General features: G+C 69.8%; 15 protein-coding genes. 8 read left to right on the forward strand and 7 right to left on the reverse strand.

Going from position 1 to position 14,878, the window contains the following annotated elements:
* Nucleotides 1-152 precede the first annotated feature (152 nt).
* Together AB0K18_RS15515 and AB0K18_RS15520 are read right to left on the reverse strand one after the other, a co-directional pair.
* Nucleotides 153-512: a hypothetical protein gene (locus AB0K18_RS15515; protein ID WP_364914665.1), complete on the reverse strand. Its 360-nt coding sequence runs from the start codon at nt 510-512 to the stop codon at nt 153-155.
* A 116-nt stretch (nt 513-628) separates the two neighbouring features.
* The gene (locus tag AB0K18_RS15520; protein WP_345401826.1) at nt 629-844 is read right to left on the reverse strand and encodes a hypothetical protein; all 216 of its coding nucleotides are present in this window, start codon (nt 842-844) and stop codon (nt 629-631) included.
* 186 nt (nt 845-1,030) lie between these two features.
* Between AB0K18_RS15520 and AB0K18_RS15525 the strand changes: the two genes are divergently transcribed.
* The 3 genes from AB0K18_RS15525 to AB0K18_RS15535 all read left to right on the forward strand — a co-directional run bounded on the left by AB0K18_RS15525 (nt 1,031) and on the right by AB0K18_RS15535 (nt 4,818).
* Entirely contained in the window at nt 1,031-1,732 is a 702-nt protein-coding gene (locus tag AB0K18_RS15525) for a hypothetical protein (RefSeq protein WP_364914666.1), read from the forward strand.
* 485 nt (nt 1,733-2,217) lie between these two features.
* The gene (locus AB0K18_RS15530) at nt 2,218-3,624 is read left to right on the forward strand and encodes an NAD(P)/FAD-dependent oxidoreductase (protein WP_364914667.1); all 1,407 of its coding nucleotides are present in this window, start codon (nt 2,218-2,220) and stop codon (nt 3,622-3,624) included.
* Nucleotides 3,625-3,843: 219 nt separating this feature from the next.
* Nucleotides 3,844-4,818 carry a zinc-binding alcohol dehydrogenase family protein gene (locus tag AB0K18_RS15535; RefSeq protein ID WP_364914668.1) on the forward strand — a complete coding sequence of 325 codons (975 nt, stop codon included), beginning with the start codon at nt 3,844-3,846 and terminating at the stop codon, nt 4,816-4,818.
* Nucleotides 4,819-4,926: 108 nt separating this feature from the next.
* On the opposite strand, the gene AB0K18_RS15540 is transcribed toward AB0K18_RS15535, so the two are convergent.
* Entirely contained in the window at nt 4,927-5,115 is a 189-nt protein-coding gene (locus AB0K18_RS15540; protein ID WP_364914669.1) for a hypothetical protein, read from the reverse strand.
* Between the two features lie 196 nt (nt 5,116-5,311).
* Between AB0K18_RS15540 and AB0K18_RS15545 the strand changes: the two genes are divergently transcribed.
* Genes AB0K18_RS15545 through AB0K18_RS15555 form a run of 3 tightly spaced genes read left to right on the forward strand, consistent with a single transcriptional unit; the run spans nt 5,312 to nt 8,353 of the window.
* The gene (locus AB0K18_RS15545) at nt 5,312-6,436 is read left to right on the forward strand and encodes a mandelate racemase/muconate lactonizing enzyme family protein (protein ID WP_364914670.1); all 1,125 of its coding nucleotides are present in this window, start codon (nt 5,312-5,314) and stop codon (nt 6,434-6,436) included.
* Between the two features lie 5 nt (nt 6,437-6,441).
* The gene (locus AB0K18_RS15550) at nt 6,442-7,566 is read left to right on the forward strand and encodes a mandelate racemase/muconate lactonizing enzyme family protein (RefSeq protein ID WP_364914671.1); all 1,125 of its coding nucleotides are present in this window, start codon (nt 6,442-6,444) and stop codon (nt 7,564-7,566) included.
* Between the two features lie 10 nt (nt 7,567-7,576).
* A complete protein-coding gene (locus tag AB0K18_RS15555) occupies nt 7,577-8,353 on the forward strand; it encodes a FadR/GntR family transcriptional regulator (RefSeq protein WP_364914672.1) in 777 nt (258 codons plus the stop codon).
* 5 nt (nt 8,354-8,358) lie between these two features.
* On the opposite strand, the gene AB0K18_RS15560 is transcribed toward AB0K18_RS15555, so the two are convergent.
* Genes AB0K18_RS15560 through AB0K18_RS15575 form a run of 4 tightly spaced genes read right to left on the reverse strand, consistent with a single transcriptional unit; the run spans nt 8,359 to nt 12,744 of the window.
* Nucleotides 8,359-9,630: a glucarate dehydratase family protein gene (locus AB0K18_RS15560; protein WP_364914673.1), complete on the reverse strand. Its 1,272-nt coding sequence runs from the start codon at nt 9,628-9,630 to the stop codon at nt 8,359-8,361.
* Nucleotides 9,630-11,144 (reverse strand): tripartite tricarboxylate transporter permease, encoded by a 1,515-nt coding sequence (locus AB0K18_RS15565; RefSeq protein WP_364914674.1) that lies wholly within the window; start codon nt 11,142-11,144, stop codon nt 9,630-9,632. The genes AB0K18_RS15560 and AB0K18_RS15565 overlap by 1 nt, the downstream gene beginning before the upstream one ends.
* A 22-nt stretch (nt 11,145-11,166) precedes the next feature.
* A complete protein-coding gene (locus AB0K18_RS15570; protein ID WP_364914675.1) occupies nt 11,167-11,709 on the reverse strand; it encodes a tripartite tricarboxylate transporter TctB family protein in 543 nt (180 codons plus the stop codon).
* Between the two features lie 27 nt (nt 11,710-11,736).
* Entirely contained in the window at nt 11,737-12,744 is a 1,008-nt protein-coding gene (locus AB0K18_RS15575) for a tripartite tricarboxylate transporter substrate binding protein (protein ID WP_364914676.1), read from the reverse strand.
* Between the two features lie 170 nt (nt 12,745-12,914).
* Between AB0K18_RS15575 and AB0K18_RS15580 the strand changes: the two genes are divergently transcribed.
* Nucleotides 12,915-13,829, forward strand: coding sequence for a LysR family transcriptional regulator (locus AB0K18_RS15580; RefSeq protein WP_364914677.1), 915 nt, complete (start codon nt 12,915-12,917; stop codon nt 13,827-13,829).
* 134 nt (nt 13,830-13,963) lie between these two features.
* Nucleotides 13,964-14,878 (forward strand): 5-dehydro-4-deoxyglucarate dehydratase, encoded by a 915-nt coding sequence (gene kdgD / locus AB0K18_RS15585; RefSeq protein WP_364914678.1) that lies wholly within the window; start codon nt 13,964-13,966, stop codon nt 14,876-14,878.

Consider the following 14,878-nt stretch of genomic DNA (forward strand, 5'->3'; position numbering starts at 1 on the left):
CTCTGACCGCAGGGCAACACATGGCCGAGGAACGGCGACCGGCGAACGTACACGCGAAGCCGGGCTTGACGCTCCGTCCCCGGCCCGCTGCCGCTGCGCGGTGAGTCGACGGCGTACGAGGTGGCAGGCAGGGGGACTGGACCGCAACACGGTCACCGTGGCGGAAGAAGAGGCATGCCTCCCTTGGCTCCAGGTGCGACCAGTCGCACGCAGATCGGGCAGGCTCGTGCGGCGGTGGGCAGGAAAGGCAGGCACCACCCCAGCGTCGGTAACGGGCGCACCGTCTCCCCGCACAGGCTCACCTTCCGGTCGGTCTGCACCGCGTGCTGTACAACTGCCTTCTGCTGACCGGACAGGCCGAGGCGGTAGCCGTCCGATCGCGTGACGGGTCGCGCCTCGTCATCGTGGATCAGCAGGTCGTCCAAGTGGATCGGCCAGCGCTTCACTCCTCCCGGCATCTCGTGCCCATCTCCGTCCAGCGCGAGCAAGGCCAGAGTGCCGTTACGCAGCACGGCTATCACGGTCCCGATGCGTCCGAGGAGGAAGGAAGCCCACGCTCGTGTAGACGCCGGGCTGTGGAGCATCCCTGTGATCTCGGCGCGACAACCGACTCTGGTGGAGGGGGTGCTCATAGCGCCTGCTCTCCTGCTTCCTGCTCCTTCAACTGCTCGGCGAGCTGGGCGATGTCGTCCGCGTCGATCGTCTGTGCCAGGCCGTGATCTATTTCGCGCTGAGATAGACGACGACCGTTCCGGGTGGCCCAGATACGACCGGCGGAACTACGCCAAATGCACCAACCGGGAAATGCCGCTTGGAGGTCTTCGAGAATTACCGGGGTTGACATGGGATCAGCGTGCTTACCTGCGCGTGACAAACCCACCGCGTTACCAAGACGTCCAGGACGTTATGGCGTTACGCTCCAGACGTCCCTGACGTCCTCAGCGCGAGGTGTACCGTGGCCAATGTCCCCCTACGCAGAGCCATGCTGAACGCCCAGGTCACGAACCAGAGCTTGGCCGACCGATGTGGCGTGGACGTCAAGACGGTGGAACGCTGGCTGCAAGACGAAACGCGCGTTCCGCACATGCGACACCAATGGGCCGCCGCAGAGGCACTAGGAGTTGAGATCGCCGTGCTATGGCCAGAAGCAATCCGCAATACGGTGAAAACCGGGCCGGACAAGGAAGTCTTGACCGTTTATCCCTATCGCTCTGCATGTCCGAAATCAATCTGGCGCAATCTCATCAATTCGGCGCGCAACGAAATCGTCTTCGCCGGTTACACGAACTACTTCCTGTGGCTGGAACACCCCAACCTCGCGAAGGTGCTCAAACGAAAGGCCCAGCAGGGCTGCAAGGTCCGGTTCCTCGTCGGTGACCCGGAGAGCGAGGTCACCCGGCGGCGTGAGGAGGTGGAGAACGTTCCGCTGACCGTCTCCACGCGCATCCGGATTACGTTGTCAGAGGCCGAACAGCTACGAGACGTTCCGGGCGTAGAAGCCCGGTTCGGCGACGAGCACATCGCCATGAGCGTGTTCCGGTTCGACTCGGAGATGCTTGTCACGCCCCACCTGGCCAGGCTGGTCGGGCACGACTCGCCTATGTTGCACCTGCGGCGGTATCAGGATGACGGCCTGTTCGACCGGTTCGCCTACCATGCCTCTGAGCTGTGGAGCAACGGCCGAGACGTATGGCAGCAGGCCCAGCCAACCGGCCAGATTCTGGGTGACTAACTGAGTGACAACCGGCCCGGACGACCAAGGATCTGAGGGGATCGTACGGGACGGTCGTACCAGGTGGGGGCGGGTTTCGGCCGTTATCCCGCCCCGTCGTGATGTGCCTGGGGGGTCAAGGGGTCGCAGGTTCAAATCCTGTCGTCCCGTCGGTTGTAGAAGGTCAGGCGATCTTGGAGTGACTCCGGATCGGCCGGCCTCTCTCCTTGGGTGGCCGACAGTTTCCTTGGGCGGCCGGCAGGGCCGATGATCTGCAGCTCCTTTAGCCATCGTGGAGCATGTCGGCGTCGTTCGTGGTGTCGGGCGTGTTTAGATCGATGGGTTCCTGCCCGGTGGCCACTGGCCGCATGGTGCGGCGAGCAGTGCCGCGTCGCCTGGCTCGGGACGGTTCCTGCCGGCTCACGTCGCGAGCCGCGTTCCACCGCCGTGACGTGGGGCTCGTCATCCTCGCGGCCCCTCACGCAAGTACAGGATAGGAGCCCTTCGTGGTGCATGAGAACGAAGTCTTCGACGTGGTCGTCGTAGGCGCGGGCCCGGTCGGAACGACCGTGGCCGAACGCGTCGCCCGCGCCGGTCCGACGGTGGCCGTCGTCGAGGAACGCCTGGTGGGCGGCGAGTGCAACTACTACGGATGCGTCCCGAGCAAGGCCATGCTGTGGCCGATGGAGATCGCGGCCGACGTCAGCCGGATGCCGGGCCTCGAACTCGGCGGTCCGATCGACGCCGCCGCGGTGCTGGACCGCCGGGAGGAGTTCGTATCGCATTTCGACGACAGTGGCTACGTGAGCGGGCTGAACGATCTCCCCGCGATGTTCGTGCGGGGCCGTGGCCGGCTGTCCGGGCCCTCGGAGGTCGCGGTGCGGACGCCGGACGGTGGCACTATCTCCCTGCGGGCCCGCGAAGCCGTCGTCCTGGCCACCGGCAGCACCCCCGCCATCCCCGGCATCCCAGGGTTGCGTGAGGCGCGCCCGTGGACGAACCAGGAGGCCACCAGCGCGCGGCAGGTGCCCGAGCGGCTCGTGGTCATCGGCGCCGGGCCGGTCGCCTGCGAGATGGCCCAGGCCCTGCATGCCCTCGGCGCCCGTGAGGTCACCATGCTCGTCCGCGGAGATCGACTGCTGGCGCAGACTGAGCCGTTCGCCGGGGATCTGGTGGCCAAGTCGTTCGCCGGCCTCGGTATCGACGTACGCTTCCGGCATACTGCGGTCCGGGTTGAACGGCCCATCCCGAAGGGTCCGGTGAGTGTGCACACTGATGCCGGTGAGCGGATCGACGCCGATGAGATCCTCGTCGCCGCCGGGCGCCGGCTGGCCGTAGACGATCTCGGGCTGGAGACCGTCGGTGTCGATGCTGACGGGCCGATCATCGTGGACGCGCGTATGCGGGCGACTGCGGTCCCGGACGGCTGGCTGTACGCGGTCGGCGACGTCAACGGGCGCAACCTGCTCACTCACATGGGTAAGTACCAGGCCCGCGTCTGCGCCGATGTGATCACCGCTCGGTCCGGCGGGCTGGAAGGCGATGTCGCTGACGAGCGGGGGGCGCCCCAGGTCATCTTCACGGACCCGCAAGTGTGCGCGGTGGGACTCACCGAGGCCCGGGCTCGCGCGGCCGGGTTCACGGTGCGCACGGTCGAGTACGACCTGGCCGCCGTGATCGGTGCGAGGCTGCGCGCCGACGACTATCAGGGCCGGGCGAAACTGGTCGTTGACGAGGAACGCCGCGTCCTGCTGGGCGCCACCTTCGTCGGCCCTTCGGTGGTCGACCTGCTTCACTCGGCCACCATCGCGGTGACCTGTGAGGCGTCCCTCGATCAGCTCCGGCACGCGGTCCCCGTCTTCCCCACTGTCAGCGAGATCTGGCTCAGCCTGCAGACGGAGTACGGCTTGTAGAGGCGCAGGAGCCGAGAGGCCGGCGGCGTGCGTGATGCCTCCACTCGACCCTCGTGTGCTTCCTCCATGTGCTGAACGCACTGGTCAGAGCATGAACGTGGGGTGAGGGGGCAGCATCCTTCCGATGTCCCCGGGAATGGGGATCACCTTGTGCGGTGCCCACGCCGCTGTGGCGGTGCCGCCGGGGGCGCGGGACGCCGTATGCCGTGGGGAGTCGTGATGCGCGCCATCGTCATCGAGAGATTCGGCGGTCCTGACTGCCTGATCTACACCGACCTGCCCGACCCCGAGCCCGTCGCCGGTCAGGTCGTCATCGAGATCAAGGGGTTCGGTGTCAATCATGCCGAGATGCATATGCGCCGGGGCGAGTGGGCCGAGGCCGCGAAAGTGAGCGGCATCGAGTGCGTCGGACTGGTCAAGGCGTGCCCCGGCGGTGAGTTTCCGGTGGGCGCCAAGGTCGCGGCGTTGATGGGCGGTCTCGGGCGCACCATCAACGGCAGCTACGCCGAGTACACCCGGGCGCCGGCCTCCAACGTGGCGCTGATCGAGTCCGATCTGCCGTGGGAGGTGCTCGCGGCCATCCCGGAGACCTACGCGACGGCGTGGACCTGCCTGTTCCGCAACCTGGAGATCGCTGAGGGGCAGTCGCTGCTCGTTCGTGGGGCGACCTCCTCTTTCGGTCAGGCCGCACTCAAGCTGGCAGTCAACGCCGGCGCCCAGGTCATCGCCACCAGCCGCAACCCGGAACGTTTCGCCATGCTGGAGGAACTCGGCGCGCGGCGCGCCGAACGGGAGGAGCCCGAACTGTGCCGGCGCATCGGCGAGGCCAGGCAGCTCGACGCGGTACTCGACCTGGTGGGCAACAGCACCATCCTGGACTCCCTGGCGATGCTGCGGCGCGGCGGCCGTGCCTGCCTGGCCGGTTGGCTGGGCGGGCTTGATCCCATCGCCGACTTCAATCCGCTGGCGCAGATGGCGAGCGGTGTCTACCTCACCTTCTTCGCCAGCTTCGTCTTCGGCACTCCCGGCTTTCCACTCTCCGACGTCCCCCTGCAACAGATCGCCGACCAGGTGGCGGCGGGCCGGCTCAAGGTCGAGCCGTCGCGCGTGTTCCGCTTCGACGAGGTCCCCGAGGCGCATCGGGTGATGGAGGCCAACCAGGCCGGCGGCAAGATGGTCGTGGTCCTCGATTGAGCTTGGCCGCCGCGAAACGTCACGTGCGAGGCGGCGGCCATCGTAACCGTCGATTCGCATCGTCCCGGCTTCGATGGAGATCTCGGTGGATTGATGCGCCGATCGGGTTCAGAGCGGGCGTTTCGTGCCGGATTCGCCGTCGGCCAGCACCATGACCTGCGGGGTGCGGACGACCGTGGCGGCCTGGGCGCAGTCCGAGGGGTCGGCGGCCTGGGCCGGGGCGGTGGTGAGGGCGAGGACGGCGGCCAGCGTGGCGGCCGAGGCGGCGGTGCGGCGGGCCCAGGGGCGGGTTCTCATGCGGATCTCCCGGTACTCGAGGCGCGGGTGGCCCCGGAGGCGGGGTCCCCGATCACGGTCGTGGTCAGGTTCAGGATCCGTGGCGGGCGCTCGTGTGTCCATCGCGTGGCCGCGGATGGCCAGTTGTCGGATGAATATCAGATTTGTACGATGACTTGCGTACGCCAGCCCCACCCTGACCCCCGCGAGGTTCCTCATGGCCGACAGCATCCGCCACGTCACGCTCTCCTCCGTCACGCTCCCCCTGGACGTGCCCGTCAGCGACGCCAAGGTGCTCACCGGGCGGCAGAAGCCGATGACGGAGATCGTGTTCCTGTTCGCCGAGATCGCGACGGAGGACGGGCACTCCGGCACCGGGTTCGGCTACTCCAAGCGCGCCGGGGGCCCCGCGCAGTACGCGCACGCCAAGGAGGTGGGCGAGAACCTCATCGGGCAGGACCCGTCCGACATCGGCAAGGTGTACGACACGCTGCTGTGGGCGGGCGCGTCCGTGGGCCGCTCGGGCGTGGCCACGCAGGCGCTGGCCGCCATCGACGTGGCCCTGTGGGACCTGAAGGCGCGGCGGGCCGGGCTGCCGCTGGCGAAGCTCCTGGGGTCCTACCGGGACTCGGTGCGGGCGTACAACACCTCGGGCGGCTTCCTGCACGCGCCGATCGAGGAGGTGAAGCAGCGGGCCGCGCAGTCCCTGGCCGGCGGCATCGGCGGGATCAAGATCAAGGTCGGGCAGCCGGACATGAAGGAGGATCTGCGGCGGCTGGCGGCGGTCAGGGAGCACCTCGGGGACGGGGTGCCGCTGATGGTGGACGCCAACCAGCAGTGGGACCGGCCTTCAGCGCTGCGGTTCGGGCGGGCGGTGGAGGACTTCGGGCTGGTGTGGATCGAGGAGCCGCTGGACGCGTACGACGCGGAAGGGCACGCGCAGCTGGCCGCGGCGCTGGACACGCCGATCGCGACCGGCGAGATGCTCTCCAGCGTGGCCGAGCACGTACGGCTCATCGAGGCCCGCGCCGCCGACGTCATCCAGCCCGACGCGCCCCGCGTCGGCGGCATTACCTCCTTCCTGCGCCTGGCCACTCTCGCCGACCACGCGGGGCTGCAGCTCGCGCCGCACTTCGCCATGGAGATCCACCTCCACCTGGCCGCCGCCTACCCGCGCGAGCCGTGGGTGGAGCACTTCGAGTGGCTGAACCCGCTGTTCAACGAGCGCCTGGAGACGCGCGACGGGCGCATGATCGTGCCGGACCGCCCCGGGCTCGGGTTCACGCTGAGCGAGCAGTGCCGCGCGTGGGTGACGGACAGCGTCGAGTTCGGGAAGGCGTGACCCGCGTGGGCGACACGATCGCGTACGTCCGGTTCGCCCGGTACGCGGTGCCGCTCGCGGCTCCGGTCAGCGACGCCAAGGTGGCCACGGGACGGCAGTGGCCGCTGTCCCAGATCGACGTGCTGACCTGCGAGATCGGCACCAGGGACGGCCTGCTGGGGCTCGGCTTCTCCTACACGACCAGGGCGGGCACCCCGGCGCAGTTCGCGCACGTCAGGGAGGTGGGGGAGAGCCTGCTGGGGCAGGACCCGTCCGGCATCGGCAAGGTGTACGACACGCTGCTGTGGGCGGGCGCGTCCGTGGGCCGTTCGGGCGTGGCCACGCAGGCGCTGGCGGCCGTGGACGTGGCCCTGTGGGACGTCAAGGCGCGGCGGGCCGGGCTGCCGCTGGCGAAGCTCCTGGGGTCCTACCGGGACTCGGTGCGGGCGTACAACACCTCGGGCGGTTACCTCCAGGCGCCACTGGACGAGGTCAAGGAGCGGGCCGCGCAGTCCCTGGCCGGCGGGATCGGCGGGATCAAGATCAAGGTCGGGCAGCCGGACATGAAGGAGGATCTGCGGCGGCTGGCGGCGGTCAGGCAGCACCTCGGGGACGGGGTGCCGCTGATGGTGGACGCCAACCAGCAGTGGGACCGGCCTTCAGCGCTGCGGTTCGGGCGGGCGGTGGAGGACTTCGGGCTGGTGTGGATCGAGGAGCCGCTGGACGCGTACGACGCCGAGGGGCACGCGCAGCTGGCCGCGGCGCTGGACACGCCGATCGCGACCGGCGAGATGCTCTCCAGCGTGGCCGAGCATGTACGGCTCATCGGGGCCGTCGACGTCATCCAGCCCGACGTGCCGCGCGTCGGCGGCATCACTCCCTACCTCAAGGTCGCCGCGCTGGCCGACCACGCGCACACGCAGGTCGCGCCGCACTTCGTGATGGAGATCCACGTGCACCTGGCCGCCGCGTTCCCGCGCGAGTCGTGGGTGGAGCACATCGAGTGGCTGGCGCCGCTGTTCGAGGAGCGGATGCGCATCGAGGGCGGGCGGATGGCCGTGCCCGACCGTCCAGGGCTGGGGCTGAGTCTCGCCGGGCGGGCCCGCGACTGGCTGCTCGACGACGTCGAGTTCCACGGCACCGGCCGGTAGATTGTCCGCCGTGCCGAGCGACCAGAGGGACGCCACGCCGGGCGGCCAGAGCGACGCCACGCCGACCGGCCGTAAGGCGGCGCGCCGGATAGGGCGAGACGGCGGGCGCGGGCTGGCGCACGAGCTGGTCGAGCGGCTCCGCGCCCGCATCCTGGCCGGCGAGATCAGGCCGGGCGACAAGCTGCCCACCGAGTCGTCGCTGATCAAGGAGTTCGGGGTCAGCCGCACGGTGGTGCGCGAGGCCGTCTCGCGGCTGCAGGCGGCCGGGCTGGTGGAGACGTTCCAGGGGCGGGGCTCGTTCGTGCTGGCGCTGCCGCCGCCCACGGCGTTCTCGGTGGAGGCGGCGCAGGTGCGCACCCACCGCGACGTCCTCGACATGATCGACTTCCGCATCGGCGTCGAGACGGAGGCGGCCGGGCTGGCGGCGGAGCGGCGTACGGACCTGCAGCTCAAAGCCATCGAGCGGGCCCTGATCGACCTCGGACGGTCGGGCGAGCAGCCGGGACACGCCGTCGAGGCCGACTTCGCCTTCCACATGAAGGTGGCGCTGGCCTCGGGCAACCGGTTCTACTCCGACCTGCTGGCCTCGCTCGGCCCCATGATGATCATGCTGCCGCGCACCCGGCTCGAACACGTCTACACGGTCTCCGACGCCACCCACCTCACGCGGGTGACGCTGGAGCACGAGAACGTCTACCGCGCCGTCGCCGACAGGGACGCGGCGGCGGCGCGGGCGGCGATGCGGCTGCACCTGTCCAACAGCCGCGCCCGCCTGCAAGCTCCCTGAAAGGGCTACCAGCGGGCGGTGTTCGGGGTGAAACCGGGGACGATCGAGCGCATGTACGCGGTGTCCTCGCGCCCGCGCTGCCCGCAGCGCAGATACTGCTCGTGCAGCGCGGCCAGCGCGTCCTCGTCCAGCTCGACCCCGAGGCCGGGGCCGCGCGGCACGGCCACGCCGCCGTCGCGGAACTCCAGCACGCCCGGCTTGACGACCTCCTCGGTCTTCCACGGGTAGTGGGTGTCGCAGGCGTAGGTGAGGTTGGGCGTGGCGGCGGCCAGGTGCGTCATCGCGGCCAGGCTGACCCCGAGATGCGAGTTGGAGTGCATCGACAGCCCCATGCCGAACGTCTCGCAGATGCCCCCGAGCAGCGCCGAGCGGCGCAGCCCGCCCCACAGGTGATGGTCGGAGAGCACGACCTGCACGGCGTCGGCGGCCACGGCCGGCTTGAGGTGCTCGAAGGCGATCACGCACATGTTCGTGGCCAGCGGCAGCTCGGTGTGCTTCGCGACCTCGGCCATGCCGTCGATGCCGGGCGTCGGGTCCTCGAGGTACTCCAGCACGCCGGACAGGCGGCCGGCCACCTCGATCGAGGTGCCGACGGTCCAGGCGCCGTTGGGGTCGATGCGCAGCGCGTGGCCGGGGAAGGCGGCGGCCAGCGCCTCGACGGTCTCGGCCTCGTGGCGGGGCTCGTACACGCCGCCCTTGAGCTTGACGGCGGTGAAGCCGTACTCGTCGACCATCCGGCGCGCCTGGGCGACCAGCTGCTCGGGCGTGCGGCCCTCGCCCCACGTGTCCTCGTCGTGGCCTGGGTGCCCGGCCCATTTGTAGAACAGGTACGCCGAGTACGGCACCCGGTCGCGTACGGCGCCGCCCAGCAGGTCGCTCACCGGCCGGCCGAGCGCCCTGCCCTGGAGGTCGAGCAGCGCCACCTCGAACGGCGACACCACGGTGTCCACGGCGCTGGAGACCTCCAGCATGCCGCCGAAGCTGGCCCCCGCACCGCCGGTCGAGGCGCCGAGCGTCTCGGTGACGACGCGGCGCAGGGCGTGCAGGTCGAAGACGTCCGCGCCGGGCAGGGCCGCGGCCACCGCCTCCAGGCGGCCGAGATGCGCCTCGTCGGCGTACGTCTCGCCGAGCCCGACCAGTCCCTCGTCGGTGTGCACCTGGACGATCGCGCGCAGCACGTACGGCTGGTGCACGCCCACCACGTTGAGCAGGGGCGGGTCGCGGAAGGCGACGGGCGTGACGACGACCCGGCTGACCCGGCCGGCGGTGACGGTCATCAGATCCTCTCCTCGGCACGATCGGCGTCCTGCGCCGGTCTGTGGCGCACGGCTCTGCGGATCAGCGGCCAGGCGGCCACGATCACCACGATGGCGAACACCGTCCCAGAAATGGGGCGGGTGAGGAAGCCCGCCGGGTTGCCGCCGAAGATGAGCAGCCCCTGACGCGCCGAGCTCTCGATCATCGTGCCCAGCACGAACGCCAGCACCAGCGGCCCCGGCTCGAAGCCGAACTTCTTCATCAGGTAGCCCAGCACGCCGAACGCGATCACCAGGAAGATGTCGTAGACCTGGTTGCGCACGGTGTAGGCGCCGAGCAGCGTGATCAGCACCGTGATCGGGGCCAGGATGGCCGGGCGCACCCGCAGGATCCTGACGAACACCCCGACCATGGGGATGCTCATGATCAGCAGCAGGATGTTGCCGATGTACATCGAGTTGATGACGCCCCAGAACACGTCGGGGTGCTCGGTGACGAGCTGCGGGCCCGGCTGGATGCCCTGGATGAGCAGCGCGCCGAAGATCAGCGCCATCGTGGCGTTGGCGGGGATGCCGAGCGTCAGCAGCGGGATGAACGAGGAGGTGGCGGCGGCGTTGTTGGCGGTCTCGGGCGCGGCCACGCCCTCCACCGCGCCGCGGCCGAAGCGCTCGGGCTGCTTGGCGCGCCGCTTCTCCAGCGCGTACGCCGCCAGCGACGACAGCACGGCCCCGCCGCCGGGCAGCACGCCCAGCACGAACCCGACCAGCGAGCCCCGCCCGATCGCGCCCTTGGACTGGCTGAGGTCGCGGCGCGACGGCCAGACGTTGCCGACCTTGGCGGGGGAGTGCACCTTGTTGTGCCGCTCCTCCAGGTTGTAGAGGATCTCGCTGAGCCCGAACAGGCCCATGGCGATCGGGATGAAGTCGATGCCCTCGGCCAGGTTGAGGCTGCCGAAGGTGAAGCGCTCCGCGCCGGTGAACGTGTCGCGGCCCACGGTCGCGATCAGCAGGCCGACGCAGGCGGCGATGATGGCCTTGAGCTTGTTGCCGTTGCCGATCGAGGAGATCAGCAGCACGCCGAGGATGCCGAGCGCGGCGTACTCGGGCGGCCCGAAGTCGAGGGCGAAGCCGGCCACGATCGGCGCGACGAGGGTCAGGCCGATGATCGAGATCGTGCCGCCGACGAACGAGCCGATGGCCGCGATGCCGAGCGCCGTGCCCGCCTTGCCCTGTTTGGCCAGGGCGAAGCCGTCGAAGACGGTCACGACCGAGGACGCCTCGCCGGGCAGGCGCAAAAGGACCGAGGTGATCGTGCCGCCGTACTGGGCGCCGTAGAAGATGCCCGCCAGCATGATGATCGCCGAGACCGGCCCGATGCCGTAGGTGATCGGCAGCAGGATCGCGATCGTCGCGCCGGGCCCGAGGCCGGGCAGCACGCCGATGAGCATGCCGATGATGACGCCGACCAGGCAGTAGAGCAGGTTGGCCGGCTCCAGGACGACGCCGAAGCCGTTGAGGATCGGGGAGATGTCCATGTGACTTTTCTCGTGGCCTTCCTCAGATGAGGCGGGGGAGCGGGATCTGCAGCAGCAGCACGAAGAGCACGTAGAACGCGGCCACGGCGCCGATGCTGATCACGATGGAGGAGCGCCACGACTCCTTGCCCAGCCAGCGCAGCCAGACGAACATCAGCAGCGCCGACGGGATCTCGAACCCGATCACCGGCAGCAGCGCGGCGAGCAGCACGAGCGTCACCAGGCCGACCACGGTCTGCAGGCTCGCGCGGGAGAACCGCTCGGTGTCCCGCAGGCCGCGGCCGGTGACGAGGAGCACCGCCGACAGCACGACGATGACGACGCTGATGGCGAACGGCCACAGGCCGGGGCCCGGCTGGGTCAGCGCGCCGAGGCCGAGCGCGTACGAGCCGGCCGCGCCGAGCAGGCCGACGACCAGCGCCACCAGCGCGGCGCCGACCTGGGCGGCCGGGCCCGCGTGCGGCGGCCTGGCCTCCTCCATCTCGGCCTGGATCCGGTCGGCCTCGGCCTGCAGCACGGCGGCGTCGTCGGATTCCGGTGGCGGCGCCGGGTCGGACACGGACATGGGGGTACTCCTTCGCAGGAAGGGGGATCAACCGGCCAGGCTGATGCCGAACTCGTCGAGCTTCGCCTTGAACGTCGAGGAGTCCTTCTGCAGCGCGTCGAGGACCTCCTGCGGGGAGACCTCCATCGGAGTGAGCGAGTTCTGCTCGTTGAACTTCTTGTACTCCGGTGTGGCGAACGTCTTCTTCGCCGCGTCGAGCAGCTTGGACTTGACGTTCTCCGGCGTGCCCTTGGGCGCGGTCAGGAAGCGGTACTGCGTCACCTGGACGTCGAAGCCCTGCTCGATGGCGGTCTTGACGTCGGGCAGGTAGGGGATGCGCTCCTTGGAGAACACGGCGAGCGGCACGAGCTTGCCGCCCTTGATGTTCTCGATGGCCTCGCCGATCTGCATGGTGGAGACGTCCACCTGGTTGCCGAGCAGGGCCGTCAGGTTGGGGGCGCCGCCGTCGAAGGGCACGGCCGTGGCGTCGATGCCGGCGGTCTTGAACGTCAGCGCGGAGGCGAGCTGGGCTCCGGTGCCGACGCCGGTGGTGCCGTACCGGATGGTCTTGCCTGCCTTCTTCATGTCCTCGATGGACGTGAAGCCGGACTTGGGGTTGGTGGCCATGACGTAGTCGTCGCGGGAGACACCGGTGATGACCTCGAACGAGTCGATCTTGGTGGCCTCGGCGGGCGACACCGTGAGCGGCGTGATCGTGAACAGCGAGGCGTTCTGCACGGCGATCTTGTAGCCGTCGGGCTTGGCGGCCTGCAGCTCCTTGGCCGCGAGCGCGCCGTTGGCGCCCGGCTTGTTGATCACGGGCGCGGAGACGCCGAGCTCTTTGGCGATGCCCTGGGCGAGCGCGCGGGTGATGAGGTCGGAGGAGCCGCCGGCGGAGGCGCCGACGCTGAACTCGATGTTGCCCGACGGATATTTCCCGTCGCCGCCCCCGGAGGAGGTCGTCTTGACACCACCGCACGCGGTCAGCGCCATCGCGGCGACGGCACCGGCGACACCCAGGAGGATGCGGCGGGGGGCTGTCCGAGATGTCGGCATGGACTTCTCCTTCATCCGGGCGGGGGGCCGCCCGTGGCTTGCTTCGTGCGGAGATGCAGTTGCGTCAGGTTACGGCAAGGTTTCCGCTGTTTTGGTTCTCCGGAGACTAGGGACCTGGCTTGATGCCTGTCCAACGTCTTTTCGGTATCGAGTGATACTCTGCTGGCATCATGCTGACCCTCGATCAGATCAGGGCCTTCGTCGCGGTCGCGGAAGAGCTGCACTTCGGCCGCGCGGCCGACCGCCTGCGCATGACGCAGCCACCGCTCAGCAGGCACATCCAGAAGCTCGAACGCGCCGTCGGCGTGACGTTGCTGGAACGTGACAACCGCCGCGTCGTGCTCACCGAGGCGGGCCGCGGCTTCCTGGAGGACGCCCGGCGCATGCTCTCGCTGGTGGACACCGCGGGCGACCGGGCGCGCAGGATCGCCAGCGGCGCGGCGGGCACCGTGCGGCTCGGGTTCACCGCCGTCTCGGCCATCAGCATGCTCGGCCCGCTGCTGCGCCGCCTGGCCGAGCAGCTCCCCGACATCGACGTCATCCTGCACGAACGGGTGACCGCGGGGCAGGTGGACGGCCTGCTGCGCGGCGAGCTCGATCTCGGTCTCGCCCGGCCGCCGTTCGACATCGCCACGCTCGACTCCCGGGTCGTCTTCCGCGAGCCGCTGTGCGCCGTCGTGCCCGCCGGGCACCGGCTGGCCGGGCTCGGCAGGCCGCTCGCCCCCGACGACTTCGACGGGCTCGCGGTGATCAGTTACAACCCCGTACAGTCGCGCTACTTCCACGAGCTGACCGTGCGCTTCCTCACCAACGCCCACGCCCGCATCGAGCAGCAGGTGCACCAGATCCTCACCGCCGTGCTGCTCGTGGCGGCCGGGCGCGGGGTGGCGCTGGCGCCCGCGAGCGCGCGCTCGCTCGGCGTGGACGGCATCGCCTTCTGCGACCTCGTACGCGGCGGCGGAGACCCGCTCGACGCCGGCGCGGCCACCGGCGAACCCGTCGAGCTGCACGTCATCTGGGATCGCAACTCGACCAACCCCGCGCTCGGCCGGGTGCTCGAACTGCTGCCCGACCTGGAGGCATGATGCTCTTAAGGCATCGCCGGATACAGAATCGCACTTGGACAGGAATCACTCCTCCTTCTTAGCCTGTCGGACATCAGACCTTTCAGCCGATGCGGGGAAACCCCACGGCCGCATGTCAAGCGAGGAGCCTCATCGTGTCCAGTTACTCCCCGCAGGAGCTCGCCACCCAGCTCAAGAGCGGTTTGCTGTCGTTCCCCGTCACCCACTTCACCGGCGACCTGGAGTTCGACGAGCCGCGCTACCGCGAGCACCTGTCCTGGCTGAGCGGCTACCCCGTCGCCGGCCTGTTCGCCGCGGGCGGCACGGGTGAGGGCTTCTCGCTGACCGGCGCGGAGATCGACCGGGTGGTGCGCGCCGCCGTGGACGAGGTGAACGGCCGCCTCCCCGTGATGGCCCCCGCCACCGGTGGCACCGCCAGCGCCGTCGCCCAGGCCAAGGCCGCCGCCGCGGCCGGCGCCGACGGCCTGCTGCTGATGCCGCCCTACCTCACCGAGGCCGGCCAGGCGGGCCTGGTCGAGCACGTCTCCGCCGTGTGCGCCGCCACCGACCTCGGCGTGATCGTCTACAGCCGGGCCAACGCCGTGCTCAACGACCGCTCCGTGGCGGCCCTCGTCGAGCGGAACGAGACGCTCATCGGCTTCAAGGACGGCGTCGGCGACATCGAGAACCTCACCCGCATCTACGCCTCCGTCGGCGACCGCCTGGCCTACATCGGCGGCCTGCCCACCGCCGAGACGTTCGCGCTGCCGCTGCTGCAGCTCGGCATGAGCACGTACTCGTCGGCCATCTTCAACTTCGTGCCGCAGTACGCGCTCGACTTCTACGCCGACGTGCGCGCCCAGGACCGGGAGGCCGTCTACCGGCGCATCCGCGAGTTCGTGCTGCCCTACCTCGACATCCGCGACCGCATGAAGGGCTACGCCGTCTCGATCATCAAGGCCGGCCTGACCGCCGTCGGCCGCCCCGCCGGGCCCGTGCGCCCGCCGCTGCAGAACCTCACCGAGGGCGAGCTCGCCGAGCTGACCGCGCTCATCAACAAGATCAGCTAG

It is taken from the genome of Nonomuraea sp. NPDC049421 (assembly GCF_040677005.1).
Taxonomy (GTDB): domain Bacteria; phylum Actinomycetota; class Actinomycetes; order Streptosporangiales; family Streptosporangiaceae; genus Nonomuraea; species Nonomuraea salmonea.